Below are 25,634 nucleotides of genomic sequence, written 5' to 3' on the forward strand. Positions count from 1 at the left end.
CACCTCACGAGAAGGTCTTGTGACGGTGCCCGAGACGAGGTGCGCGTACGGTCCCGCGACGAGCGAGGCCACCGACAAGCTGTCGGAGCTGGATGCCCGGCTGCTGGGGCTGGACCCCGATCTCGAGGAGTTGTTCGCCGAGATCGACGAGGTCCTGTGCCAGGCCCGCGACCGGTGGGCATCCCCACCGCCACGCGAACGCGGGACACCCTGGCCACGGCTCGACCCGCGGCGGCGGCCCGTCCGCCCCCACGGACGTCGGCCCGGCCCCACGGACCCCCGGGGGCGTGGCCCGCCCCAGGGCGCACAGGCCGGCTCGACGCGACATCCGATGACCAGTGAGAGCGAGGTGATGCCTGTCGCAGCCATCGACAACACCGCAGACCACACGAAATGTTCTCCCACACAACTGTTCTCGCGACCACGGGGCGGCGTCCGGCCCGATCACCCATCCCGGCACGGTCCACCCGGACCTGTGGCTGTCCGGCACGTGCACGGCCACTATCGGTGGCATCAACCCCGGGCACGGATCACCGCCCTCCCCCGCGCGAACAGCCCCGAAGAGGACGTTCGAATCCGTTCCGTCCACGGGTGGGCCCGGTCAGCTTCGGGTCTTCCGGGCTCACCCGGCCCTTCCGCCGCATCGACGCTCGCGGCGGACATCGAGCAGGGACCGCTATGACCAGCATCAGGACCTTCGTCCCGGCAGGCAGTGACTTCGACCGCGCTCAACAGCGCAGTCTCGTCCGTGAGCGCGACCGCGAGCCCGGGCTGGACACGACCACGCTGGGCCGCTCCCACACGCCGTAACCCAGCCCAACAGGCCCCGGGGAAGCGTGCTCTCCCGGCATAACCAGCGCACCGAGCAGCAACCGCACAAGGACCACCGTGGACCCCCGATCACATCTCGACCCAGCCGACCAAAACCCCGAACTGAACCACACCCACACGGCCGCAACCAATTCCGCCGATCGACCGGTAGTGCATTGGCCCGACCCCAGTCTCCTGGAGCGCTGGTGGACCGAGGTCATGGACGGCGCCCGCACCCCGGTCTCTGCACCCCCGGCGGGGTGATGAGATCCATGCTCACCCTGCTCGCTCTGCTGGTGACCGTTCCCTCCCTCGCCGCACTCGCCGGCTGGACGTGCGTGGCCGCAACCTGCTGGCACGAAATCCGCAACCACTACCGGCAGCCACCGTCCGACCAACCCGCAGCCCGCACCGGCAGAACCGCACCGGCCTGGACAACGCACTGACCGCGGTCACCTCCGCCGCGGCGGCGGTCACCGGGCGGCAAGTGGTACCGACCACGACGAAGTTCGACCGGTTCGCCCGCAACACGGCCGAGGCCGGCGAGATCCTCAACCTGAACAATCTGCGGCCCGCGAGGGCATGGCCGAAGCCCGTGCGAAGAGCCTGCCGACAGGCCCGGTCCGCGCGCGGCGGGATCAGGCCTCGAGCTTGTAGCCCAAGCCGCGAACGGTGACCAGATGTTCCGGTTTGGCCGGATCCATCTCGATCTTCGAACGCAATCGCTTGACGTGCACGTCCAGGGTTTTGGTGTCGCCGACGTAATCCGCGCCCCAGACCCGATCGATGAGCTGCCCGCGGGTGAGCACGCGACCGGAATTGCGGAGCAGATACTCCAGCAGATCGAATTCCTTGAGCGGCAGGGTCACCGGCTTGCCGTTGACCTGGACCGTGTGCCGGTCCACGTCCATGCGCACCGGGCCCGCCTCCAGCACGGCGTTCTCACTGCCGCCGTCCATCTCCTCGCCCGCGCCGCGCCGCAGCACGGCACGGATCCGGGCGATCAGCTCCCGGGACGAATACGGCTTGGTCACATAGTCGTCGGCGCCCAGCTCGAGGCCGACCACCTTGTCGATCTCGCTGTCCCGCGCGGTCACCATGATCACCGGCACACTGCTGCGGATGCGCAGCTGCTTGCAGACGTCGGTGCCACTCATTCCGGGCAGCATCAGGTCCAGCAGGACGATGTCCGCACCGGAACGGTCGAACTCGGCCAGCGCGGAAGGTCCGTCGCCGACGACCGTGACCTCGAACCCCTCCTTGCGCAGCAGAAAGGCGAGCGGATCGGCCAGCGACTCCTCGTCCTCGACGATCAGCACACTCGTCATCGGGTTGCCTCCACACCGTTTGGTCTGGCTCGCCCCGGGGGGCGTGAGCCGGTTTCCTTCTTGCCCGCCGGAGTTCCAGCGGGTGTTCTCTTGTCCGCGGCGACGCCCGCACCGGCGCCGCCGCGGGCACTGTGATCCTCGGTCTCGACCGCGGGAATGCGCAGCGTGAACGTGGAACCCGTGCCCAGCTTGCTCCACAGGGTGATCTCGCCGTTGTGATTGGCCGCCACGTGCTTGACGATAGCCAGTCCCAGCCCGGTGCCGCCCGTGGCGCGCGAGCGGGCCTTGTCGGCGCGGAAGAACCGCTCGAAGACCCGTTCCTGATCCTCCTTGGCGATGCCGATACCACGGTCGGTGACCGCGATGTTGACATGGCCGTTGCGTATCGCGCGGCTCACGGACACGTGCGAGCCGCGCGGGGAGTAGTTGATGGCGTTCTCCACCAGATTCGACAGCGCCGTGACCAGCAGCGGTTCGTCGCCGAAGATCTCCAGCCCGCTGTTGGAGTCGGTGCTGACGGTGATTCCGGCGGCCTCGGCGGCGGTGCGGGAACGTTCGATCGCGGCGTTCACCACGATGTCCACCTCGACGGCCTCGAGCTGCGGCAGCTTCTCCGCGCCCTGCAACCGCGACAGCGCGATCAGCTCGGTCACCATCTTGCCCATCCGGCCGGACTCGGCCAGCAGCCGATTGCCGAAGTGCCGCACCGAATCCGGATCGTCGGCCGATTCCAGCAACGCCTCGGCGAGCAGGCTCATCGCGCCGACGGGCGTTTTGAGTTCATGGCTCACATTGGCCACGAAATCGCGGCGGGTGGCCTCCATGCGGGCGGTCTCGGAATCGTCGTCGGCGAACAGCACGACGAAATTGGATTCCCCGCGCGAGAGCGGGCGGGCCATGCCGCGCACGGCGATGCGGCCGCGGCCGGGCACCGGATTCTTCAGCGTGAGGTCGAATTCGACATCCTCGCCCTCGGCGATGACCTTCTCCACCGCCGCCCAGGCGCGCTCGTCCAGCAGGCGATTGCGGACCACGCCCAATTCCTCGGCGCGCGGATTGACCAGAACCACGTCGCGATATTCGTCGACGACCGCGATACCGCTCTCGGAGGTGAGCACGATCAGGTCGAGCACCTGGGACATGGTCAGGCCGCTCTCGGCCTCGCGGCGCTGCGCCTGGCGAGCATTCACATACGGAATGAGCAGCCCGCCCACGGCCAGCCCGACGATGGCCGCGAGAACTGCCAGCAGCACGGCCTGGGGAACGCTCACACGTGAATCGTACGATCGCGGACCGACACGGCGAGTGCCGGTCGGCGAAGTTTCACGCAGGTCGCAGGGCATTATGACGGCGTTAGCCAGTCGTTCACGCGGTGTTTATCGGCGAGTCGGGGATCACCGGACGGGCCGAGTCCCGCGCGCCCTCAACGGTCCCCCGGGGACATTGCGTTGCGGCACCGCGCATCTGGAGAATGCGCGAAGCACACGTGAACTCGTCCGGCGTCGCGCGTCGTTGCCGTGCGGAGTTCGGCGGGTTCCACGGTTTGTGAAGTTGGCCTCTTTTATCACCGGAGCGGATCGCGATGCGACATCGCGCGGGGAGCACTACCCGGGCGCACCAGCCGTCAGGTGCGCCCGGGAGCCGGGCTCACCAGCCGTCGTCTCCGCGAACCGGGACGTTCACGAAACTCGGATCCCGCGGATCGAGCTGCACATGTTCGGGCTTCAGGCCGGTGTCGACCAGCATCGGCATGATCGGCAGGCCCTTCGGGAAGTTCCCGGCGAACACGTCCACCCGCAGGCGATGGCCCGGGGCCAGCACCGCGCGGGTGGCGGGCAGCGCGATGTCGAGGGTGGTCGGCACGCCCGGCACGGTCGGCTGACGCCGGTCCAGCGAGGTGTAGGGGCGCGGATCGGTGTAGTCGCCGCCGGCCGAACGCGAACTGCGCGCCTCGTCGATCTGCCGCAGCGACGCCATCAGCTGCCCCGAGGACAGCACCGTCGACTGCCCGTCCGGGGCGACGTCGTTCAGCGTCGCCACCCAGTATCCGTCCGCGGCGTCCTGCACGGTCTCGAGATGCACCGCGATCGGACCGGAGATCGTGGTCGCGCCGGGCACCGGCGCACTGGTGAAGGTCAGCGCGTTGGTCTCGGCGATCCGGGCGTCCGCACCGCAGGCATTGATCACCGCGAACACACCCGCGGTGGCCTGCGCGGCGTCGTTGGAACACAGCGTGCTCAGGCCGGGCGCGACGGTCAGCCGCGCGGACTCATCGCTCCGCGCGGCGCTCAGCGATCCGTCCCACACGCTGGACGCGGTACCACTTCTATTGGCGGACAGGTACATTCGGCGATACTTCGCGGCCTCCTCGGCCGGGGACGACGGACCGAAACCGCCCTGGGTGACCCAGCCGCCGCCCTGTTCGCGCAACGTCACCGGGCCGTACCGATCGATGCCGTTGTCGATTCCCTTGAGCCACTTGTCGAACCACGCGCGCTGCAACACGTCCAGGCGCGGCGGCAGGCCCGGCCTACCGGATTCGCTGCCCGAGTTGAGGTGATAGGTGTTGCCCATCAGCAGCTGCTTGTGCCCCGGCGCGAGCGGAATCTCGTTGTAGATCTTGGATTCCGAATACGTGAACAGATCGTGCCAGCCGCCCGTGACGAAGGTCGGGATCGTGATCCGGCTCGGATCACCCAGCCACGCTTTGCGTTCGGTGGACATGTCGGTGAGCATCCGGCGCACACGGGGATCCAGATCCTGCATGCGCGTTCGGGTGTAGGCGTTGATCAGCACGTCCATGTAGGTGAACGGATCGTTCACGCGGTCGCCGAGCCACGTCGTGTCGAACTTCCCGGTGACCAGCGATTGCACATCCGGAACCCATTTGAGGGTGTTGATCGCGGTGAGCCACAACGGAATGAAGTTGAACCCGAAGCCGCCGCCGGGCGCGAGGACGTCGTTCACCAGATCACTGCCGGGCACCACCGGGAAGATCGCCTTCAGCGCGGGCGGATGCAACTGCGCGGCCTGCACCTGGTTGATGCCGGAATAGGACAGGCCGTTCATGCCGACCTTGCCGTCGGACCAGGGCTGGCGCGCGGCCCAATCGATCGTCTCGACGGTGTCCTGCTGCTCGCGCTGCCGCAGCATGTCCCAATCCCCCTGGGAGAAGCCGGTTCCGCGCACGTCGACCACGACCTGCGTGTATCCGCTCTCCACCAGTTGACGGTCCACCGCGAAGTTGCGCAGCGCGCCGCCGCCCAAAGCCTTTGTCAGATCAGTGATTCCGGACAGCGGGGTGCCGGACAGATCGATCTGCCGGGCCAGGTTCAGCAGAGCGTCGGACAGTCCGGGAACCGAACCCGCGTGATCGGCCAGATTCGACACCAACTTGGTGTACGGAGTCATGTTGAGCACGACCGGTGTTCGCGCATCGATCGGATGCCCGGCCGGATCGGCAGGACGATACACGTTGCCCTTCAGCACCGTGCCGTCGCTCATGGTGATCGGCACATCCCAGTCGATGTGGATGTTCGGATACCGCTGCGGACCGTCCTCGGCGGCCGCCCAGGCGGCGCCCGCGGCGCCACCATCGGGCCCGGTCGGCTCGGGGGCCGCCGAGGACGTTCCGGCGAAGAAGGGAAGGACAAGGGTCGTCGCGGTCAATATTGCCGCGGCGCGGAACGCGTACTGCATCGGACGTGATCCACCTCTCGTTCGGAAGAAACGAACGAGAGTTTAGCTACCGGTGAGTAAGTTGTGAACCACCGGTAACTTCTATTTGCTGCCGCCCTGGCCGGCCACCGCCGCCGCACCCGCCGCGGCCGCCTCCGGATCCAGGTACTCACCCGGGCCGATCGGACGCAGGTTCTCGTCCAGCTCGTACCGCAGCGGGATGCCGGTCGGGATGTTCAGCCCGGCGATGTCCTCGTCCGAGATGTCCTCCAGGTGCTTGACCAGCGCGCGCAGCGAATTGCCGTGTGCGGCAACGAGAACCGTCTTGCCGGTGCGCAGCCGCGGGGCGATGTCCGACTCCCAGTAGGGCACCATCCGGGCCACGACGTCCTTCAGGCATTCGGTGGCCGGAGCCTCGATACCGGCATAGCGCGGATCGCCGTCCTGGCTGAATTCGCTGCCCGCGTCGATCGGCGGCGGCGGGGTGTCGTAACTGCGCCGCCACAGCATGAACTGATCGTCGCCGTACTTGTCCCGGATCTCGGCCTTGTTCTTGCCCTGCAACGCGCCGTAGTGCCGCTCGTTGAGCCGCCAGTCCCGGATCACCGGAATCCAGTGCCGATCGGCCGCGTCCAGCGCCAGATTCGCGGTGCTGATCGCCCGCCGCAGCAGTGAGGTGAACACGATGTCGGGCAGGATCCCCTGCTCGGCCAGCAGTTCCCCGGCCCGCTTGCCCTCGGCGATTCCCTTGTCGGTGAGATGAACATCCACCCAGCCGGTGAACAGATTCAGGGCATTCCATTCGCTCTCGCCGTGGCGCAGCAGCACGAGGGTGTACGTCATGCGGCCATCGTAACGGGCCCCGTCGAGCGGTCACTATGCCTGTTCGGCCTCGTACTCGGTCGCCAGCACGGCCGCGCCCACCAGGGTTGCGCCGTGGTCTATCTGGGAGGGGACCACGCGCAGGTCGTGCAGGAAGCCGAGGCGAGCGTGTTCGGCGATGGCGGCGCGCATCGGATTCCACAGCGGCTCACCGGATTCGGCGAAACCGCCGCCGATGACGACACGATCAATGTCCAGCAGGGCGGCGGCGGACGAAATCGCTTGTCCCAGAGCGGTTCCGGCGCGTTCGAGGGCCGCGAGGGCGATCGCGTCACCGCCGTGCGCGGCCTGGGCGAGTTCGATGCCCGAGCGGCCGGTCCAGCCGTGGTCGCGGGCCCAGCGCACCGAGGACATGCCGCTGGCGACGGCCTCGACACAGCCGATACCGCCGCAGCCGCAGTGGTCGCGGGAGCCGGGGACCACGATATGGCCGACGTGCCCGGCGTTCCCGGTGCGCCCGAGCGCGACCTTCCCGTCGGAGATGATCCCGCCGCCGATCCCCGAGGACACCGTCATCGCCAGCCCGTCACGAACCCCGCGCAACCCGCCGATGTGATATTCCGCGAGCGCCAGGCACGCACCGTCCACCGCGAGCCGGACCACGGCCCCCGGGAACAGCTCCCGCACCGCGTCCACCAGGGCGAATCCCGAACTCCACTCGGGGATGTTCAACGGCGAGGTCGTCCCGGACCGCGCATCCACCGGCCCCGCGGCCCCGATCCCGACCGCCGTGACCGGGTCGTGGCCCGTCACCCCGAGCAGCAGTTCCCGGCACGCGTCCCAGACCCCCTCCTTCGGCACGGCGATCTGCCGCACATTCCGAACCTGCCGCCCCACACCCACGATCCCGGCGGCGAACTTCGTCGCCCCGATATCCAAAGCCACACACGTCACAGCCCGAGATCCTCGCACCCCGGGCCCGCTCCCGGCAGCGAAATTACGTCGTTTCAGGGCCTGGCCCGCACCGCAACGCGCCCCGAACGCATCAGGCCGCATATCGGCATCGGGCCCGCCCGGTCGCGGTCCCAACCGGGACCGACCCCGCATCGGACGGTCGCGAGCGGCTCGCGCCGACGAGGACCGACCGCGTTCGGCATTGCGGCACAACGCCTTTCGACTCACCCGGGAAGAGAACCGACACCATGCCGGTCGAGGCATCGTGGATCACCGGCGAAGCGTCACGGTACGCGTTCGCGTCGCAGCACACCCCCTCCGGTCCGCGCCCGGAACGGAACCGGCACCACACCACCAGCAAGGCGTCGCATATCACCGGCGAGGCATCGCGGATCAGGCGGTGAAACCCGGGCCGTCGAAGCGGTCGACAGTGGTGAAGTCCTCGACGGCGGCACGGCGGAGTTTGGTGGGGCGGCGGACCGGATGGCCCAGGACCAGTGCCGCGGCTACCGCGTATTCGCCGGGTACGCCGAGCAGGGCGCGGACCTGGGCCTCCTGGCGGGTGAGCATGGTGGTCATCACGCCACCGAGGCCGCGGTCGCGGGCGGCCAGCAGGATGTTCCAGGCGAAGGGATAGACCGATGCGCCGCCGACCAGCGTGTACCGGTCCAGATCGCGGTCCGAGGCGGCGAGGGCGCGCAGATCGGCCAGCAGCACGATCAGCACGGGTACCTCGTGCAGATGTCCGGCCAGCCCACCCCGCACCGCCTTGCCGGCGGCCGCTTCACGAAGTGCCCGCGCCTCGGCCTCGCGATCGGTGATCGGAGCCCACGGCACCAGCCCGGCCCGTCCCATGGCCAGGTATTCGTCCCACCCCGGCAGATACAGATCCCGCAGCCCGAGCCGCACCTCGGGATCGCGCACCACGACCGCGCGCCACCCCTGCCGATTACCGCCGCTGGGCGCGAATCGGGCGTCGTCGAGGATCTCGTAGACCGTACGATCGTCTACCGCCTCGTCGGTGAATTCCCGGATCGCTCCCGTGGTCCGCATCGCATCGCTCAGCTCCATGCGGCCATTGTCGATCGTGGAGGGTCGCGAGCGACCGACCGCCCCTCGGGACAACGCGCTGCCCGGCCCGGCCGGTGCCACCGCACGCGGTCGAGCCCGTCGAGTGACAGTGCGCCAGCGCGAGTGGCGCCGGAACATCGGCCGCGCCACGGATTTCCGGCTCAATCGCGCGAAAACGCCGCAGCCGCAGCCATTTCCAGATCCTGGTAGGGCTTGCCGCTCACGTCCTCGATGACCTGGCGCAAGGTTCCTCCGGTGAACGGGAACGGTGATCGGTAGCGCGCGGAAACGGACTGGCCGTTGTCGCGGCCGACACGGATTCCCTCCCCGACACCCGAGAACACGATGGGCTGGGTCCGCATGTCGTCGAACGAGCCGACCGGGGTCCGATCGATGTACAGGACGGCCTCACCGGTGGGCGTGAAGTTGTCGGCGCGGGTTCCGCGACGTTCGTACCGGACCCCGAGGATGTGATCGCCCAGCGGCACCGTGCGATCGGAGACGATGGTCTGTTCTTCCTCACCGAGGAAGTTGTAGGTGTAGTAGAGGTGGCCGTCCTCGACGTACAGGGTGTGTCCGCCGAGCCGGCCGCCGTGGGCGAACAGCACCCCCTCCGCCTCGGCACTCTCGATCGACGTCTCCGCGAGCAACGCGAACGATCGTCCCCGGATCTCCAGCGCCGCACCGGGTCCCACCTCCGCGATGTCCGGATAGTAGACGGCGCTGTCCCGCTTCGCGGCGTACGTCGGGCGGTAGCGGGTCAGGGCGGAGATGAAGTCGAGATCGTTGAGCGGCATGCCGTTGTACTTCTCGGCCTCCGAGAACCACAGCGCCTTCATCTCCTCGAGCGTCTCGGGATGAACGTCGGCGAGGTCGTGCATCTGGCTGCGGTCCTGCTCGATATGGAACAGCTCCCAGCGGTCCTGGTCGAAATGCCCCCAGCCGGACGGGCATGCGGCGTGGATGGTGTCGGCGAACCACCCGCGATGCCAGATCCCGCGCGTGCCCAGCATCGAATAGAACTGCGTGTGCTTGCCGACATCCGCGTTCGCGTCATCGAACAGCGCCCGGAAATTGGTCCCCTCCAGGGGACGCTGCCGCACGTTCCGCACCGTGTCCGGGGGTGTGATGCCGAGCAGGTTGTAGACGGTCGGGGTGATGTCGCAGACGTTGAGGTACTGGTGACGCAGCTCGCCGCGGGCCGCGATCCCGGCCGGCCACGACATGACGCACGGGTCGGCGATGCCGCCTTCGTGCGAGGCGTATCGCTTGTACAGCTTGTAGGGGGTGTTGAACGCCATCGCCCACCCGATGCAGTAGTGGTTGTAGGTGGTCGGGGACCCCAGCTCGTCGAGCTTGGCCAGACTGTCGGCGATGGTGTCGATGTAGCCGTTGAAGAACTTCATCTCGTTGGCCGAGCCGTTCGGGCCGCCCTCGCCGCTGGCGCCGTTGTCCGAGAAGGCGACGATGACGGTGTTGTCCAGCTGGCCGCTCTCTTCCAGATAGTCCAGCAGGCGGCCGATCTGCGCGTCGGTGTAGGACAGGAATCCCGCGAAGACCTCCGCCTGCCGGCGGAACAGCCGCTTCTCGTCCTCCGACAGCGAATCCCACTCTCGCACGGTGTCCTGCACCGGCCACGGCTTGCCGTCCGCGCTGGTGACGTTCGCGTACGGGTTCATGGGTGAGAGTTCGGTGTTCTCCGGCACCAGACCCATCCGCTTCTGGTTCTCCAGCACGATCTCGCGGTACTTCTCATAGCCCATGTCGAACCGGCCGCGGTACTTGTCGGCCCATTCCCGCGGCACGTGATGCGGCGCATGCCCGGCCCCCGGGCACAGGTAGGTGAACCACGGCTTGTCGGGCGCGATCACCTTCGCGTCGCGAATGAACTCGATCGCCTTGTCGGCCAGATCCTTCGACAGGTGATACCCGTCCTCCGGTGCGTACGGCTGCGAGATCGGGTGGTTGTCGTACACCAGATTCGGATACCACTGGTCGGCCTCCCCGCCCAGGAACCCGTAGAAGCGATCGAACCCGCGCGCCAACGGCCAATGCCGCTTCGACGCGGCCAGATTCTCCTCTTCCAGCGGTGTCATATGCCATTTTCCGACCGCGTACGTATTCCATCCCCGCTCGGCGAGGACCTCCGAGCACAGCGCGGTTTCCTGCGGTATGCGACCGCACATGCTCGGGAATCCGTCGGTGAACTCCTCGATGGTCGCCATGCCGACGGAGGTCGCGTTTCTGCCGGTCAGGAGCGAGGCACGAGTCGGCGAACACAGTGCGGTGGTGTGGAACTGGGTGAATTGCAGACCCTGATCGGCGATCCGGCGCATATTCGGCATCTCGACCAGACCGCCGTAACAGTCCCAGGTCCCGATCCCGATGTCGTCCCACACCAGATACAGGACGTTCGGCGCGCCGCGCGGTGCGGTCGGTTCCGCGAAAGGCCGCCAGTCCGGCTCCGAATCACGGGTGTCGAGCGCGATTTTCCCCTCGAAATTCCTGACCATCGAACACCTCCGGTGAGGAGAACTGTGCGTGTCTGATCAGCAGCTTCGGTATTCAGTGAGGGTACGGCGTCGCACCGCCGCGTGTCACCACCGACTTGTGCGCTCGAGCGGTAGGCGGGCCCGGAACCGGCTCAGGACTCCTCGGCGTCCACGAGATGCTCGAAGGCACGCAGATTCTTCAGCGACTCCCCCCGCGACACACGCCACTTCCATTCGCGCCGAATGGATTCCGCGAAACCGAGTTCGAGCAGGACGTTGAAGTCCCCGTCGACGGCCTCGAGGATCTGGCCGAAGATCCGGTCCAGTTCGTCCTCGGTGACCGCGTGGGTGGCGATGCGGCCGACCAGGTAGATGTCGCCCACCCGGTCCAGGGTGTAGGCGACGCCGTACAGGCGGCGGTTGCGGCGCAGCAGGAATTTGTAGACGCCTTCGAAGTTCTCGTCCGGTTTGCGGCAGACGAAGGATTCGATGCGCACCCCGTGCCGGCCGACGGTCAGCATGACGGCGGTCTTCAGCTTGCGCTCGCCGGGCAGCACCACGACGAACGTGTGCTCGTCGTTGCGGGTGTACTCCACCTCGCGATCGCGCAGAGTCCGCTCGATCAGTTCCGCGGTCTGCGCCTCGCTCACCGCACGTCCGCTCACCTGTGCACCACTCCCATCCGTCGCCGCCACAGCACCCGCGACCTGGTCTGATAGCCGTCGGTGAGCACGCTACCCGCCAGCCGCGAGCGCACGCCCCGATGGCTCGACAGCGCCTCGGCATAACTGTCCAGCAGCCCCTCGGCGGTGTGCTCCCAGGAGAATTCGGCGGCGTGCTCGGCGGCCGCGACGCCCATCGTGCGCAGCCGCCGCGGATCGCCCAGCATCGAGCGCAATGACCCGGCCCAGTCGTCGATCCGGTGACCGGATACCAGCAGACCCGAAACCCCGTCGCGCACAGCGGTTCCCAGACCGCCGACCTGCGCGGCGAGCACCGGCGTACCGCTGGCCTGCGCCTCGATCGCGACCAGGCCGAACGATTCGTTGTGACTGGGCACCGCGACCACGTCCGCGGCCCGGTACACCTGCACCAGCCGCTGCGGGGCCTGCGGCGGCAGGAAGGTCACCCGGTCGGCGATGCCCAGCGAGGCGGCGAGTTCGATCAACGCGTCGGGACGTTCGAGTCCGGTTCCGGACGGGCCGCCCACGATCAGTACCCGCAGCGCGCGGCCGGGTTCCTCGCGCAACACCCGGGCGGCCGCGCGCACCAGCACGTCGGGGGCCTTGAGCGGCTGAATCCGGCCGACGAAGGCGACCACCTGCTCGTCGGGTGAAATACCCAGCTCCGCGCGCGCGGCGGCCTTGTCGCCGGGACGATAACGCGCCAGATCCGCACCCGGCAGCACCACATCGATGCGTTCGGAGTCCGCGCCGTACAGCTCGACCAGCTGCCGGGCCTCCTCGGCGGTGTTGGCGATCAGCCGATCGGTCTCCTCGACGAGCTGACGCTCACCGATCTCCCGGGCCTTCGGTTCGGGTGCGTCGCCCTCGGCGAGATACGCGTTCTTCACCGCGGCGAGGGTGTGCGCGGTGTGCACCTGCGGCACCCGCCAGCGATCCCGGGCCAGCCAGCCGACCTGCCCGGACAGCCAGTAGTGCGAGTGGATGAGGTCGTAGTGACCGGGCAGTTGCCGGGCCTCCTGCCGCAGCACCTCGGCCGCGAACGGGCACAGCTGTGTGGGCAGATCGTGTTTGTCCAGGCCCTCGAACGGCCCCGCCACCACATTGCGCACCAGCACGCCGGGCGCGGCCTCGACCACCGGTGCGTCGCTCGAGGAGGTAGCCCGGGTGAAGATCTCCACCTCGACCCCGCGCCGGGCCAGCTGAATCGCGGTCTGCAACACGTAGACGTTCATCCCGCCCGCGTCCCCGGTGCCCGGCTGCGCCAGCGGCGAGGTATGCACCGACAACACGGCAATCCGATTCGGCCGTACGTCCGCGCGTTGACTCACCACCTTTCCAGTGTGCACGGCCCGCCCCGGCCGTCGACGCGACCCGGACCACCAAGTGAGAGTCATCACAATGCGCTTCCAGCCATTTCGCGTCCGGCGAACACGTTCGCGCGCCCTGGGCGAAATCTCCTTCGTGCCACGAAAAACGCAGCGGCACAATCAATTTTCGAATCAGAAGCCGGAAGTATCGATGGCCAGCGCGAAAGGATCCGGGAGCGGAATCGGCTCGCCGAACGGCCGCGGGCCGTCCGTACGGCCATACCCGAGATCGTGCGGGTCCCGGAACAGAGTCCACACGCGTTCCCGGCGGTCGACCAGCAGATAGAGCGGCGCTCCGTACTGCGCATACCGGAGGCGTCTGGTGGAGCGATCGTTCTCCAAGGTCGAGTCCGAGGTCACCTCGACTATCAGTAGCGTCTGGTCCGGCAGCAGCGCCCCGGTCACCTTGGCGAGGCCGTCCGGTATGACCGCCAGGTCCGGGACGTACCAGTTCGGCGAGCCCGGAAGGTCCAGGTTGCCCGAACCGGTCAGGCAGTCGAGTTCATCGACTCGCGCGTCGAGTTGACGCCGTATGCGCGCGATGATCCTCTCGTGGTCCCACATCGGTGACACCAGTACGATGCGCCCCTCGATCACTTCAGCACTTCGGCCCTCGACGTGCTGCACCGCGTACTCGAGGGCCGCTTCGTGATTCACGTCGTCATAGGCGAACACCGGATGTGCCACGACCCGCCCGCCACCTTCCGTCCGCCCCCGACAATCTGCCCACCCTGGTCACATGTTTCTACCCAGATCAGGGTAGCTGCCATCCCGTGAGACCGGTGCACACCCGTGAACATCACACCTGGCTGCCATATGAGATCAGCTGCGGCGGTTGAGGTTCAGTCGAGTGCGGTGATGAAATCGGTGACCTCGGCGACGAAACGGTCCGGGTCCTCGATGAACAGGCCGTGCTGGGCGCCGTCCCAGTAGGAGGTGCGCACATCCGGGGCGGCTTCGGCGATGTAGCGGCCGTTGTCGATGGGGACCACCGGGTCGGCGGTGCCGTGCAGGACCAGGACCGGGACGTCCAGGGTGCGCAGCATCGCGGTGTTGTCGACGGTGCGGTAGAACAGGGCCTTGCGCACCCTCGGCGGGGTGGACAGGCTGCCGCCGAACAGGCGTTGGGCATCGCCGCCCTTGTCCCGCGCGGCGCCGGTGTTCGCACTGCCGAAGGCCGCGAAACCGCGCATCGCCCTACCCGGACTCTCCTCGAACACGTCGGGAATGGCCTTCTGCATCGCCGGACCGGGTTCCGCGCCGGGCACCCCGCGCCCGATCCCGGCCTGCGAACTGGAATACACCACGCCCGCGACCGCGCCCGTGCCGTGCACCGCGAGATAGTCGCTGAGCACGATCCCGCCGTAGGACCACCCCAGCAGCACCGCCCCGGTCTCGACCCCCTCCGCGGCCAGCACCGCCGCGACATCCGCGGCCCAGTTCTCCGGATCGTCGTAGCCATCCTCCGGCGCATCGGAATACCCGTGCCCCCGCAGATCGACGGAGATCACCCGGAACCGCCGCCCCAACTCCTCCCCCGCCCTCCCCCAGTTCCGCAAGTTCCCCGCCCACCCGTGCAACAACACCAGCGGCCGCCCCTGCACCGGCCCACTCACCCGATAGACGATCCCGGTCCCGTCCGCACTGACCACTTCCCGAATACCCATACCCGCGAGGCTAGCCAGCTTGCCGACGCCTGGACTTCTCGGTTGCGGCGCTCTTCTTCACCTTCCTCGACTTCGCGGCAACCCCCGCGCCCGTGCGTCCGGATTCGAGGATCTGCTGTGCGCGCTGAAACGAAACACCCATGAGCGCGCCGATATCACGTACGGTCGCGCCCTCGGACTGCAAGGCGGCGGCAGCATCGAGGCGCGCCCGGGTCGCACGTGCGGCGGCCTGCTCGGCATCCACACCGGCAGCACGGTATGCGTCGAGTGATGCCGCAATGTGTGCGGGCCACTCGATTACGAGGTCGAACGAGTCGGGTTCAGTGCCGGTCATGATGGCGATGAGGTCGCGGGCCATCTCCTCGACCTGGCGCAAGTTCAATGCCTGGGTGACCCGATCGATCTCGGGAACCTCGATCATCCAGGCATCTTCGTCACGGATGACCCGCGCGGTGTAGGTGCTCACTTCCACCAGTCCTCTCCCAGCTTCGCCGCGGCCTGTTTGTAGATGCTGCGGGCCGTCAGTTCACGGACCTCGTTGTGTCGCGGCACGGGGATCTTCATCCCATCCAGTTCAATGATGGTGTGGTTACCACCTTCGGTGATCTCGACAGCGAGGTCTCGTTCATCGGCAGCATTCCGGATCGCCTTGATGATGTCCCTGCGCTTTGTCATGGTTAGTATGTCTAGTACCCCTAGACATATCAAGTCGAATCAGGCTAGACAATTATCGCAGCGCGAATATGTGGCGGTGGTCGCGCTGCTGGGCAAACCGGGGGCACATAAGCTTCGGGTATGAGTACTCGTAGTGCTGTTGTTACCGGGGCCAGTTCGGGGATCGGCGAGGCTACCGCGCGTGAGCTGGCGAAACAGGGGTACCACGTGTATGTGGGGGCGCGGCGGGTGGATCGGCTCGAGCAGCTCGCGCAGGAGATCGGCGGGACGGCGCTGGCGTTGGACGTGACCGACGACGAGTCGGTGCGGGCGTTCTGCGACGCGGTGGAACGGGTCGACGTGCTGGTGAACAACGCGGGTGGGGCCAAGGGGCTGGCCACGGTGGCCGAGGCGGATCTGGACGACTGGCGGTGGATGTGGGAGACCAACGTCCTGGGCACGTTGCGGCTGACCAAAGCGCTGCTGCCGAAGCTGATCGACTCGGGTGACGGGCTGATCGTCACCGTCACCTCGATCGCCGCCTTCGACACCTACGACAACGGCTCCGGCTACACCTCGGCCAAACACGCGCAGGGCGTCCTGCACCGCACCCTCCGCGGCGAACTGCTCGGCCAGCCCGTCCGGCTCACCGAAATCGCCCCGGGCGCAGTCGAAACCGAATTCTCCCTGGTCCGCTTCGACGGAGACGCCGACCGCGCCGCCAAGGTCTACGAGGGCATCGATCCCCTACTCGCCCAGGACATCGCCGAAATCATCGCCTTCGCCGCCAGCCGCCCACCCCACGTCGACCTGGACACCATCGTCGTCAAACCCCGCGACCAGGCAGGCCCCGGCCGCTTCTCCCGCCGCTCCTGAAACCCCGAGGCGTTTCGTCATCCCGCGGCCGAATATTGTTGGCGCGCAGCAGCTGTCGGCGACATCACCGGGCCGCTCCGGGACTCAGTTGCCCCCGGGCGGCCCGGGGGCGATCGGCGTAGCCGAGACGACGGGCGCGGGCTGGCCGTGCAGGGCCGACATGGTCTGCCACTTGTCCCAGTCGATGGTCCAGTCGTAGATGTCGCCGTCGGCGGCGGACAGGGCGATGGAGGTGCCGGTGACCTCGACGGGGTCGCCGTAGAGGGCGGTCGGGAAGTACTTCTGCGCGTCGGCCGTGCTGAGGTTGATGCATCCGTTGGTGACATTCGAATTGCCTTGCGCCCCAGCGGACATCGGGTTGGCGTGAATGAATTCGCCGTTGTTCGAGATGCGTACGGCCCAGCGCTCGCGGGCGTTGGTGTAGAACGGCGGATTCGACATCGTGAAATCCTCGTACTTCTCGGTCACCACGTGGATGCCCGAGCGGGTCACGTTGCGCTTCTCATTGCCCTCGCCGTAGCTGCACGCGAAATCGAACAGCGTCGAACCATCGCGGATCACCTGAACGCGGTGCGTATCCGCGGCGCCCTTGACGATCTGACTGCGACCGATCTTGAACGAGGAGGTCAGATCCGAGTCGCCGAAGTTGCCGCCGCCCATGTCCAGCCCGTACAGCTTGGCCACGAAATCGACGGTCGTGCCGGGCGCCCAGTACTCCTTGGGCCGCCAGTGCGCCCGCGAACCGCCGTTGTCGTCGGGCAACCACGCCCAGCCACCCTCGGTGGGCGGATTGGTGGTGACGGTGAACGACTTCTCCGTGGCGGCCTTGTCCTCCACATGGCTCTTGAACTGCAGCATGATCGGCGCGGCGATGCCGACCTCCTGGCCGTCGCCGACGTTCACCGTCGCGGGCACGGTCTGCTTCGGCGACAACGTGGTGAACTTGCCGTCGATCGCGACGGACTTTCCGTCCGTGCCGACCGCGGTGCCCGACCAGGTGTAGGTCGCGTCGTAGCCGAGCGGTTCGCTCACCTTGTAACTGGTCTTGTCCGGCGAGAGCGTGCCGTTGACCTGCTTACCGCCGGCATTGCTCAGCGCGATCTGCTCGAGCGTGCCGTTGGCGACCTTGACCGAGATCGGCGCGACCGGGTTCACATCGGCGGCGCCCGCGCCCGGCTCGAAGGTCACCTTCGCGACCGGAGCCTTCTGCTGCGGAGAACCGCCGCCGCCGCTCGAACATCCGGCCACGAACGCGGCCGCCGCCAGCTGTGCCATCCCCGCGATCGCGGCGCGGCGGCTGGTAACTCTTCGAATGCTCACTTCCGCGAATCTACCGGCTGAGTTTTCCGGCTCCGACCGAGTTCCGCGTGGTTCACGCCACCCGCTCAGAGTGCCGAGCCCACGATCACCGGCTCGGGTTCCAGGCGGATCCCGAAGCGTTCCGCGACGCCGTCACGCACGGTCCGGGCCAACTCGAGCAGGTCCGCCGCACTCGCCTCACCCCTGTTGGTCAGTGCCAACGTGTGTTTGGTGGACAGTCGGGCACGGGCATTGTTCCCCGGATATCCCTTGCCGAAACCGGCTCTTTCGATCAGCCAGCCCGCGGAGAACTTCACCCCTGCTACCGACGGGTAGGCAGGCACTGTGATATCTCCCACATGACTCGCGATGGCCGCGCGCACCTCGGCCTCCCGTTCGGGCGGCACCACCGGATTGGTGAAGAACGACCCGGCACTCCAGGTGTCGTGATCCGCGGCGTCGAGCACCATGCCCTTGCCCGCGCGCAATCGCAGCACCGCCTCGCGCACCTGCCCGGCCGGACGGGTTTCGCCCTCGGCGGCGTCCAGCGCGACGGCCAGCTCGCGATAGTTCAGCGGTGCGCTGCGTCCCTCGGGATCTAGGGCGAACTCGACGGCCAGCACCACCGACCGGTCGCTGCGCTTGAGCACCGAGGTCCGATATCCGAAACCGAGCTCGTCCGGTGCGGCCCAACGGATCTCACCGGACGCGCGATCCAGCAACCGCACCCGCCGCAGCAGCTGCGCCACCTCCACGCCGTACGCGCCGACGTTCTGCACCGGCGTCGCACCCGCCGAACCGGGAATCCCGGACAGGCATTCCAGCCCGCCGAATCCGGCCGCGACGCTCGCCGCGACCACCTCGTCCCACTCCGCGCCCGCCTCGGCAACCACCCCATCCGCGCCGAATGCGATTCCGCACGTGGCGATCCGGACCACGACCCCGCCGAATCCGGCGTCGGCGACCAGCAGATTCGATCCGCCCGCCAGCAGCAGGACCGGAATTCCGGCCGCGTCCAGGGTGCGCACCGTCGCGACCAGCGCCTCGACGCTCTCGCACTCCGCGACCGTCGCCGGGCCGCCGACCCGCAGCGTGGTCAGCCCGGCCAGCGGGACCGAATTGCGCACCCGCGCACCGGTTGCGGCCAGCACTTCGGTCACGTCCTCGAACGGCACCACCTGAGATGTACGCACAGCCACAGACGGTAGCCTGTTCGACCATGGCGACACCTCTGGCCTTCACCGCGAACTACCGATTTTCGACCGCGGCCGTACGCGCGGCGTTCGCGGACGAACAGTACTGGAAGGACCGCCTCGCCGAGGTCGGCGGCCCGGACGCGCGCCTGGAATCGTTCCAGTACGACGGCGAGCAACTGCGGGTCGCGATGGTGCAGTCCATTCCCGAGGCCGAGCTGCCCAGCGCGCTGACCTCGGTCCGCCCCGGCAATCTGGTCATCCCGCGCACCGAGACCTACTCCGAATCCCAGGAGGCCGGCGTTTTCGAGGCCCATGTGGAGGGCGCGCCCGCGGAGGTGCGCGGCACGGTCACCCTCACCGGTGACGACACTCATGTGCGGGCCGTCGTCGAGGGCACCGTCGCGGTGAGCGTCCCGCTGTTCGGCAAAAAGATCGAGGCAGTGGTAGCCGAGAAGTTGCTGGAGCTGCTCGAGTCGGAGGCCGAATTCACCAACACCTGGATCGCGAACCGCTGAGCGACCAGTAACCTAACTCCCCATGCCCCGTCGACTCGCCTACTCAGCCCGTTATCCGCTGCACACCACCAAGGAGGTGTACGCGGCGCTGTCCGACCGTGCCTACTGGGATGCGCGGATGGCGAAGATGCGCGAGTACTCACCCAACGAGGTGATCTCGCTGGAGGCGGGCGACGGCGGTATCGAGGTGGTGCTCGAGCACGTCCTACCGCGCGGCATGCTGCCCGACCTGGCGCAGACGGTGATGCGCAAGGACATGATCATCACCCGCACCGAGACCTACGCACCGTACGGCCCCGAGGTCACCGGCCAGTTCGACGCGACGATCCCGTCCGCACCCGGCTCCCTGACCGGCAAGATGCACCTGTTCCCCACCGACACCGGCTGCACCCTGCGCACCACGCCGACGGCGCGAGTGACCATCCCGCTGCTCGGACCCAGACTCGAACAGTTGATGTTGATCAACCTGATCGATCTGCTGCGCGCCGAGGCCGAATTCACGACGCAATGGTTGGAAGAGCAGAACCCGACGAGCTGAGAGGCGCCGGATCGGACAGCCCGCTCATCCACCGCAGCCCGCTCAGCACATCCGGCGAACCGCTCAGCACGTCCGATGAGTCAGCCGATGTATCCGGCAAGCCGCTCGCCGCATCGAGCAAACCGCTCGGTACGCCCGATAAATCCGCCAACGCATCCAGCAAACCGCTCGCCGCATCCAGCAAGCCGCTCGGTACCTGCGATAAGTCGACCGGCGCGTCCGGCAAGCCGCTCGGCAGGCCCGGCAAACCGCCCGGTGCATCCGGTAAGCCGCTCGGCTCGATCACCCGGGGAACGACCGGAATCAATCGCTTGCGGCGCAGCGACCGCTGGCTGATCCACGACGAGTTGGTCCGCGGCCGGGTGCGCGAGGCCGCCGATCCGCTCGTGGTCGACCTCGGTTACGGCGCGAGCCCGGTGACGACCCTGGAACTGGCCGCGCGGCTGCGCCGGGTGCGCCCCGACGTGCGGGTGGTCGGCCTCGAGATCGATCCAGAACGCGTCGTCCCCGGCCGCGACGGGGTCCGGTTCGCCCGCGGCGGATTCGAACTCGCGGGTCTGCGCCCGGTGCTGGTGCGCGCGTTCAACGTGCTGCGGCAGTATCCGGAGGAGGCCGTCACGTCGGCGTGGGCCACGGTGCTGGACGGCCTGGCACCCGGCGGACTGCTGCTGGAGGGGACCTGCGACGAGCTCGGCCGCCGCTGCGCCTGGGTCCTGCTGGACCGATCCGGTCCGCTGTCGCTGACCCTGGCCTGGGATCCGTTCACCGTCGACCGCCCCTCGGACGTGGCCGAACGCCTCCCGAAGGCCCTGATCCACCGCAACGTCCCCGGCGAACCGATCCACACCCTGCTCACCGCGGCCGACCGCGCCTGGGCCCACGCCGCCCCACTCGCCCCCTACGGCCCCCGCGCCCGCTGGCGACGCACCGCGGAAATCCTGCGCGACAACGGTTTCCCGGTCCGCCCCTACCGCCGCCGCATGCGCGACTGCGTCCTGTCGATACCGTGGGACATCGTCGCACCCGTAAAACCCTGAGCCACAGTGTTATTCACGCCCAGACGATCGACATCCGGACTCATCGAAAGCTACCGCGCCCGCGCCCGATCCGGCCCCGAGCGCGGTAGCTCCCGCAAAGCTCTGAACCACAGCGATATCCACGCTCGATGCACCGATCACCCGAAGTCACGCGACTGCAGGCGAAAGGCTCGCCATTTCCAACGCCGCGCGACGTGTAGCGGGCCGCGAACCCGATGAAACACAGGTCCGGTCAGCAGGCCCCCGAGCCGCAGCAATACTCACACTGGTTCACCGGCCACCGGAATCGTGCGGCGGGCGTGGACAGGCGACGGCCTGCGTGGATCGGTGCGGCGGGACACGACAGGGGCGGTAAAGCTCTGAACTGCAACGTCATTCAGGACCGATCCACCGAGCGGCGCAGGCGGGTGGCGGCGTGGGGTGGCAAAGTGCCTGCGGCGGTGTGGATTTCGTCGCCGTCGCAGCGGTCGATGGCGACCGCGTCGGCTACCACCTCGTCCAGGGCTATCTGGCCGATACCCGATTCGGCCAGGTCCAGGATGGTTCGCAGCGGGGTGGTCACCAGAAACGCGCCCGCCGATTCGACGTCGGTGCGGCGCAGTGTCCGGCGCAGCACGACCAGTCCGGCGGAGTTGGGCAGTCGGCCGCCGCTGGCGGACATGTGCACGAATCGCGGACGCAGCCGGCCGATACCGTGCAGTTCGGCCGCGCTGTGGTGGGAGACCGCGGCCGCGCCGTCGAACCAGGCCGACCACATCGCATAGTCGTCCAGCGGACCCCGCGGCCAATCGCCCAGCCGCATCAGCCCGACCCCGACCCGGACCACCCGGCCCTCGTTCACCGCCGAGCGGATCAGCTCCTCGCATCCGGCCCGGACCACCGTGCGAGTGGTGAAATATCCGGCGTACCGCCCCGCGAGACGCCGCAGCACCGACCATGCCTGTTCCGGATCGCGCAGCCGTCCGGCCACCCCGGTCTGCCGACGTTCGCGGGGCCCGCCGTTGTTGCGCGGATTACGGCTTCCGGGCCCGCTGCTGGCGGCGCCGGCTTCCCTGGACATGCGATCCAGGCTACGCCCGGAGCGTGTGCGGTATGTCACAATCGGGCACGACTCGCAATCGGTCCTTCAACCGTTCCACAGAACGACCTCAGAAATTTCGGGAAGAATCGCAGCCATGAGCCTTCCAGATACCGCGACCGCCGCGCCGCGCCGCGGCCGGAACGTGCGCCGAATTGTGCTGATCGTCGGAATCGTGATCGTGCTGGCCGTCGTCGGCACCGCGGTCGGCTTCGAAACCTATGCCCGCAAACACTTTTCACAGTGCATCGCCACCCAGCTCGAAAAGAGCCTGGGCAGCAAGGTTTCGGTGAGTTTCGGCGCGAAACCCCTGCTGTTCACCTACGTCGACCACAAGGTCGGCTCGGTCACGGTGACCAGTGACGACGCCCAGTTCGGCCCGGCCGTGGGCATGAAGGTGCGCGCCACGCTGCACGACATCACCACGAACGGTAACAATGCCACCGTCGGCAGCTCCGATGCCGAGGCCACCTGGAGCGACGACGGGATCGCCCAGACGCTGCAGGGCCTGGTCTCGGGCGTGACGTCGGATCCGAGTTCCAACAGCCTGGATGTGAAGGTGCTCGGCGGGCTGGCGGATCTGCAGGTGACCCCGCACATCGTGGGCGACAAGATCCAGGTCGACACCAACAAGGCGACACTGCTCGGCGTGATCGGCATCCCCAACGATCTGGTCGACAACATCGTGAAGTCGATGACCCAGAGTCTGCAGAGTTATCCGCTCGACATGCATCCGAGTCAGCTGACCGTCACCGATACCGGTATCCAGGTGAAGCTCACCGGCGGCGCGAGCACCTTGCAGGGCCCCGAGAACCAGAACCAGGTCAGTTGCTGAGCGGGATGGCCTATTCCGGAAATCCTTGCAGCACAACGCGAGACGCGGACATGCCCAGTCTGGTCGCCCCCGCGGCGATCAGCTCGGCCGCGAATTCGGCGGTGCGAATGCCGCCGCTGGCCTTGATTCCCAGCCGCCCGCCGACGGTGTCGGCCATGATCCGGACCGCACGCACCTCGGCGCCGCCCGCGGGATGAAATCCGGTGGACGTCTTCACGAAATCGGCGCCGGCGCGTTCGGCGGTGCGGCACACCTCGGCGATCGCCGCATCGGGCAGGGCCGCGGATTCGATGATCACCTTCAGCACCGTGTCGTCCCCGACGGCCTCCCGCACGGTGACGATATCGGCGAGGACCGCGTTGTAGTCACCCGCCAGCGCCGCGCCGACGTCGATGACCATGTCGACCTCGGCCGCGCCCTGTTCCACCGCCAAGCGCGCCTCACTGCCCTTGATCAGCGAATGATGTTTGCCCGAAGGGAATCCCGCGACGGTGGCGACGACGAGTCCGGGCGCGCGGACCGGCAGCATCGACGGCGACAGGCATACCGCGTAGACGCCCAGTTCCCGCGCCTGTTCGATGGTCGCGGCGACGTCGTCGGCGGTGGCGCCCGGGGCGAGCAGAGTGTGGTCGATCATCGCGGCCACCTCCCGACGGGTGAGCGCGCGATCTCCGGTCTGCGGCGAGGTATCGGCCATGGGCACAGAGTCTGGCACATCGGTCCCAGCGCATTCGGCCGGTGCGGTGCGATCGAGGCCGGGCGGCCGTTGGTGCCTGCGGCGGAACGAATTTCGTTGCGTTCGGACCTGTTCGTCCCGCACACTCGTGATCGCCGGTCGTGCGGGCAGCAGTCGTATCACCACGAATGCGACCGGGTTCAGTCGAAGGGGAGGAGACGGTCACCGTGCTGATCCGTCGTGAACGGGCCGGCGACATCCCCGCGATCGATGCGGTGCATCGAGCCGCGTTCGCGCGGTCCGAGACAGACGGCGACCCCGCCGAAGTCGGTCTGGTCCATCGCTTGCGCACCGATTCCGCGTGGATACCGACGCTGTCGCTGGTCGCGGAGGTCATCGACCGGGTGGTCGGCCACGTCTGCCTCACCCGCGCGGGTGTGGGCCCGTTTCCGGTGCTGGCTCTCGGCCCGATCGGCGTCCTGCCCGAACGTCAGCGCGCCGGTGTCGGCTCGGCCCTCGTGCACGCCGCCCTCGGTGCGGCCGACGCCCTCGACGAACCCCTCGTCGGCCTGCTCGGCAGCCTGGAGTACTACCCCCGCTTCGGTTTTCAGCCCGGCTCCCGCCTCGGCATCGTCCCGAACGAACCCGCCTGGAACTCCCATTTCCAGGTCCGCCCCCTCACGGCCTACGAACCCGGCATCACCGGCGAATTCCACTATCCGGAGCCGTTCTACGCACTCTGAGCCCCGAGGGGCCTTCGCCACCTGCGAGGATGGCGATATGAGCGAGTGTCTGAGTCAACCGCCGAGACAATGGGCGCACGTCGGCCCCCGAAACCCGACGCACCAGCGGTCGGCGCGGCGGGTGCTCGCCGGAGCCGAGCGCGCGGACCGATCGCGTGAGCCATCGATCCGAAGCGACATCATGGATTCATCCACATGTGCACAGTCGGCACTGCGAGCGCGGATCGGAGCCGGGCGTACGGACAGCGCGGGTGAATCGGCGGCGATCACGGTTGCGCGCACGTCCGCGCCCGGCGCTCGGATGGTCACCGCATGAGCGCGGCGGGTGACGATCGGCGGTTCGTGTTGACGCTCGGGTGTCCGGACCGGCCGGGGATCATCGCGCGGATCACCTCGTTCATCGCGGGGTTCGGCGGATCGATCATGGAGGCCGGATATCACTCGGATATCGACTCCGGGTGGTTCTTCACGCGGCAGGCGATCACCGCGGCGACCGTGCCGTTCGGGCTGGACGAGTTGCGGGCGCGATTCGGGGAGGTCGCGACGGAATTCGGGCCGGAGACCGACTGGCAGCTGCTCGATTCGGGGGTGCGCAGGCGCGCGGTGCTGCTGGTCAGCCGGGATGCGCACTGCCTGCACGATCTGCTGGGCCGCGCCGCGATCGGCGAGCTGCCCGCGACCATCGAGGCGGTGATCGGCAACCATCCCGATCTGGCGGACCTGACCCGGGCGCACGGCGTGGAATTCCACTACGTGCCGTTCCCGAAGGATCCGGCCGAACGCGGCCCGGCCTTCGCCCGGGTGCGCGAACTGGTCGACGCCCACGACCCGCACGCGGTGGTGCTGGCCAGATTCATGCAGGTCATGCCGCCGGAACTGTGTGAGCACTGGGCGGGCCGCGCGATCAACATCCACCACAGCTTCCTGCCCTCGTTCGTCGGCGCCCGCCCCTACCACCAGGCCTTCGCCCGCGGCGTCAAACTGATCGGCGCGACCTGCCACTACGTCACCGCCGAACTCGACGCGGGCCCGATCATCGAACAGGACGTCATCCGCATCGACCACGCCGACGAGGTCCGCGACATGGTCCGCCAGGGCCGCGACATCGAACGCGTCGTCCTGGCCCGCGGCCTGCGCTGGCACCTGGAAGGCCGCGTCCTGGTCCACGGCCGAAGAACGGTCGTGTTCAACTGAATACACCGAAGCCCAACGGCCCCAACGGTTCCGCCCGTACACCTATATCAACCTGGAACACACCCGGCGACCGAGCATCTCCGCATCCTGGGCACCCAACGCCCCACCTCCGACGTGC

General features: G+C 67.9%; 26 protein-coding genes and 1 pseudogene. 10 read left to right on the forward strand and 17 right to left on the reverse strand.

The window, feature by feature from the left end:
- From NM2_RS50885 to NM2_RS48960, 3 genes and pseudogenes are all read left to right on the forward strand, one after another.
- Nucleotides 1-682, forward strand: a pseudogene (locus NM2_RS50885) (hypothetical protein); the annotation flags it as partial.
- Nucleotides 679-810, forward strand: a complete 132-nt coding sequence (locus NM2_RS52575) for a hypothetical protein (protein WP_281182437.1) — start codon at nt 679-681, stop codon at nt 808-810. The pseudogene NM2_RS50885 and the gene NM2_RS52575, both read left to right, overlap by 4 nt.
- Before the next feature lie 263 nt (nt 811-1,073).
- Entirely contained in the window at nt 1,074-1,256 is a 183-nt protein-coding gene (locus tag NM2_RS48960; RefSeq protein ID WP_169816169.1) for a hypothetical protein, read from the forward strand.
- A gap of 192 nt (nt 1,257-1,448) precedes the next feature.
- Here NM2_RS48960 and NM2_RS12600 read toward each other — a convergent pair whose 3' ends face one another.
- The 13 genes from NM2_RS12600 to NM2_RS12660 all read right to left on the reverse strand — a co-directional run bounded on the left by NM2_RS12600 (nt 1,449) and on the right by NM2_RS12660 (nt 15,550).
- Entirely contained in the window at nt 1,449-2,138 is a 690-nt protein-coding gene (locus NM2_RS12600) for a winged helix-turn-helix domain-containing protein (RefSeq protein WP_067667943.1), read from the reverse strand.
- Nucleotides 2,135-3,409, reverse strand: coding sequence for a sensor histidine kinase (locus NM2_RS12605; protein WP_067667999.1), 1,275 nt, complete (start codon nt 3,407-3,409; stop codon nt 2,135-2,137). The genes NM2_RS12600 and NM2_RS12605 overlap by 4 nt, the downstream gene beginning before the upstream one ends.
- Before the next feature lie 376 nt (nt 3,410-3,785).
- Nucleotides 3,786-5,837, reverse strand: coding sequence for a CocE/NonD family hydrolase (locus NM2_RS12610; RefSeq protein WP_067667946.1), 2,052 nt, complete (start codon nt 5,835-5,837; stop codon nt 3,786-3,788).
- A gap of 81 nt (nt 5,838-5,918) precedes the next feature.
- Entirely contained in the window at nt 5,919-6,659 is a 741-nt protein-coding gene (locus NM2_RS12615; RefSeq protein ID WP_067667949.1) for a phosphoglyceromutase, read from the reverse strand.
- A gap of 33 nt (nt 6,660-6,692) precedes the next feature.
- Nucleotides 6,693-7,592 (reverse strand): ROK family protein, encoded by a 900-nt coding sequence (locus NM2_RS12620; RefSeq protein WP_067667952.1) that lies wholly within the window; start codon nt 7,590-7,592, stop codon nt 6,693-6,695.
- A gap of 393 nt (nt 7,593-7,985) precedes the next feature.
- Complete coding sequence (locus NM2_RS12625) at nt 7,986-8,663, reverse strand: nitroreductase family protein (RefSeq protein WP_067667955.1); 678 nt, start codon at nt 8,661-8,663, stop codon at nt 7,986-7,988.
- Nucleotides 8,664-8,824: 161 nt separating this feature from the next.
- Nucleotides 8,825-11,176, reverse strand: coding sequence for an arylsulfatase (locus tag NM2_RS12630; protein ID WP_067667958.1), 2,352 nt, complete (start codon nt 11,174-11,176; stop codon nt 8,825-8,827).
- A 131-nt stretch (nt 11,177-11,307) separates the two neighbouring features.
- The gene (locus NM2_RS12635; protein ID WP_245717989.1) at nt 11,308-11,820 is read right to left on the reverse strand and encodes a type III secretion system chaperone family protein; all 513 of its coding nucleotides are present in this window, start codon (nt 11,818-11,820) and stop codon (nt 11,308-11,310) included.
- Complete coding sequence (gene mshA / locus NM2_RS12640) at nt 11,817-13,235, reverse strand: D-inositol-3-phosphate glycosyltransferase (protein WP_174575630.1); 1,419 nt, start codon at nt 13,233-13,235, stop codon at nt 11,817-11,819. Before mshA ends, NM2_RS12635 begins: the two co-directional genes overlap by 4 nt.
- A 105-nt stretch (nt 13,236-13,340) precedes the next feature.
- Nucleotides 13,341-13,895, reverse strand: coding sequence for a Uma2 family endonuclease (locus tag NM2_RS12645; RefSeq protein WP_067667964.1), 555 nt, complete (start codon nt 13,893-13,895; stop codon nt 13,341-13,343).
- Nucleotides 13,896-14,050: 155 nt separating this feature from the next.
- Entirely contained in the window at nt 14,051-14,875 is an 825-nt protein-coding gene (locus NM2_RS12650) for an alpha/beta fold hydrolase (protein ID WP_067667967.1), read from the reverse strand.
- A 10-nt stretch (nt 14,876-14,885) separates the two neighbouring features.
- Entirely contained in the window at nt 14,886-15,341 is a 456-nt protein-coding gene (locus NM2_RS12655) for a hypothetical protein (protein ID WP_067667970.1), read from the reverse strand.
- Entirely contained in the window at nt 15,338-15,550 is a 213-nt protein-coding gene (locus NM2_RS12660) for a type II toxin-antitoxin system HicA family toxin (RefSeq protein WP_067667974.1), read from the reverse strand. Before NM2_RS12660 ends, NM2_RS12655 begins: the two co-directional genes overlap by 4 nt.
- 120 nt (nt 15,551-15,670) lie before the next feature.
- On the opposite strand from NM2_RS12660, the gene NM2_RS12665 reads away from it, so the two are divergent.
- The gene (locus tag NM2_RS12665) at nt 15,671-16,405 is read left to right on the forward strand and encodes an SDR family NAD(P)-dependent oxidoreductase (protein WP_067667977.1); all 735 of its coding nucleotides are present in this window, start codon (nt 15,671-15,673) and stop codon (nt 16,403-16,405) included.
- A gap of 84 nt (nt 16,406-16,489) precedes the next feature.
- Here the strand turns inward: NM2_RS12665 and NM2_RS12670 are convergent, their stop codons facing one another.
- Both NM2_RS12670 and NM2_RS12675 read right to left on the reverse strand, forming a co-directional pair.
- On the reverse strand, nt 16,490-17,680 hold the full coding sequence (locus NM2_RS12670) for a L,D-transpeptidase (protein WP_067667980.1): 1,191 nt from the start codon (nt 17,678-17,680) through the stop codon (nt 16,490-16,492).
- A 110-nt stretch (nt 17,681-17,790) separates the two neighbouring features.
- Complete coding sequence (locus tag NM2_RS12675) at nt 17,791-18,897, reverse strand: UDP-N-acetylmuramate dehydrogenase (RefSeq protein ID WP_439956867.1); 1,107 nt, start codon at nt 18,895-18,897, stop codon at nt 17,791-17,793.
- A gap of 26 nt (nt 18,898-18,923) precedes the next feature.
- Here NM2_RS12675 and NM2_RS12680 point away from each other — a divergent pair, with 26 nt between their 5' ends.
- The 3 genes from NM2_RS12680 (at nt 18,924) to NM2_RS12690 (ending at nt 20,990) form a co-directional block, all read left to right on the forward strand.
- Entirely contained in the window at nt 18,924-19,415 is a 492-nt protein-coding gene (locus NM2_RS12680) for a DUF2505 domain-containing protein (protein WP_067667983.1), read from the forward strand.
- A gap of 22 nt (nt 19,416-19,437) precedes the next feature.
- Complete coding sequence (locus NM2_RS12685; protein WP_067667986.1) at nt 19,438-19,953, forward strand: DUF2505 domain-containing protein; 516 nt, start codon at nt 19,438-19,440, stop codon at nt 19,951-19,953.
- Between the two features lie 302 nt (nt 19,954-20,255).
- Complete coding sequence (locus tag NM2_RS12690; RefSeq protein ID WP_245717992.1) at nt 20,256-20,990, forward strand: class I SAM-dependent methyltransferase; 735 nt, start codon at nt 20,256-20,258, stop codon at nt 20,988-20,990.
- A gap of 376 nt (nt 20,991-21,366) precedes the next feature.
- On the opposite strand, the gene NM2_RS12695 is transcribed toward NM2_RS12690, so the two are convergent.
- On the reverse strand, nt 21,367-22,050 hold the full coding sequence (locus tag NM2_RS12695) for a type IV toxin-antitoxin system AbiEi family antitoxin domain-containing protein (protein ID WP_245717991.1): 684 nt from the start codon (nt 22,048-22,050) through the stop codon (nt 21,367-21,369).
- Between the two features lie 115 nt (nt 22,051-22,165).
- On the opposite strand from NM2_RS12695, the gene NM2_RS12700 reads away from it, so the two are divergent.
- The gene (locus NM2_RS12700) at nt 22,166-22,903 is read left to right on the forward strand and encodes an LmeA family phospholipid-binding protein (protein ID WP_067667989.1); all 738 of its coding nucleotides are present in this window, start codon (nt 22,166-22,168) and stop codon (nt 22,901-22,903) included.
- A gap of 10 nt (nt 22,904-22,913) precedes the next feature.
- Here NM2_RS12700 and deoC read toward each other — a convergent pair whose 3' ends face one another.
- Complete coding sequence (deoC, locus tag NM2_RS12705; RefSeq protein ID WP_067668014.1) at nt 22,914-23,600, reverse strand: deoxyribose-phosphate aldolase; 687 nt, start codon at nt 23,598-23,600, stop codon at nt 22,914-22,916.
- A 206-nt stretch (nt 23,601-23,806) separates the two neighbouring features.
- Between deoC and NM2_RS12710 the strand changes: the two genes are divergently transcribed.
- Nucleotides 23,807-24,322 carry a GNAT family N-acetyltransferase gene (locus NM2_RS12710; RefSeq protein WP_067668017.1) on the forward strand — a complete coding sequence of 172 codons (516 nt, stop codon included), beginning with the start codon at nt 23,807-23,809 and terminating at the stop codon, nt 24,320-24,322.
- Nucleotides 24,323-24,634: 312 nt separating this feature from the next.
- On the forward strand, nt 24,635-25,516 hold the full coding sequence (gene purU, locus NM2_RS12720) for a formyltetrahydrofolate deformylase (RefSeq protein WP_067667996.1): 882 nt from the start codon (nt 24,635-24,637) through the stop codon (nt 25,514-25,516).
- Nucleotides 25,517-25,634 lie beyond the last annotated feature (118 nt).

Origin of the sequence: Nocardia miyunensis NBRC 108239, from assembly GCF_001613065.1 — a bacterium.
In the GTDB taxonomy this organism is placed as follows: domain Bacteria; phylum Actinomycetota; class Actinomycetes; order Mycobacteriales; family Mycobacteriaceae; genus Nocardia; species Nocardia miyunensis.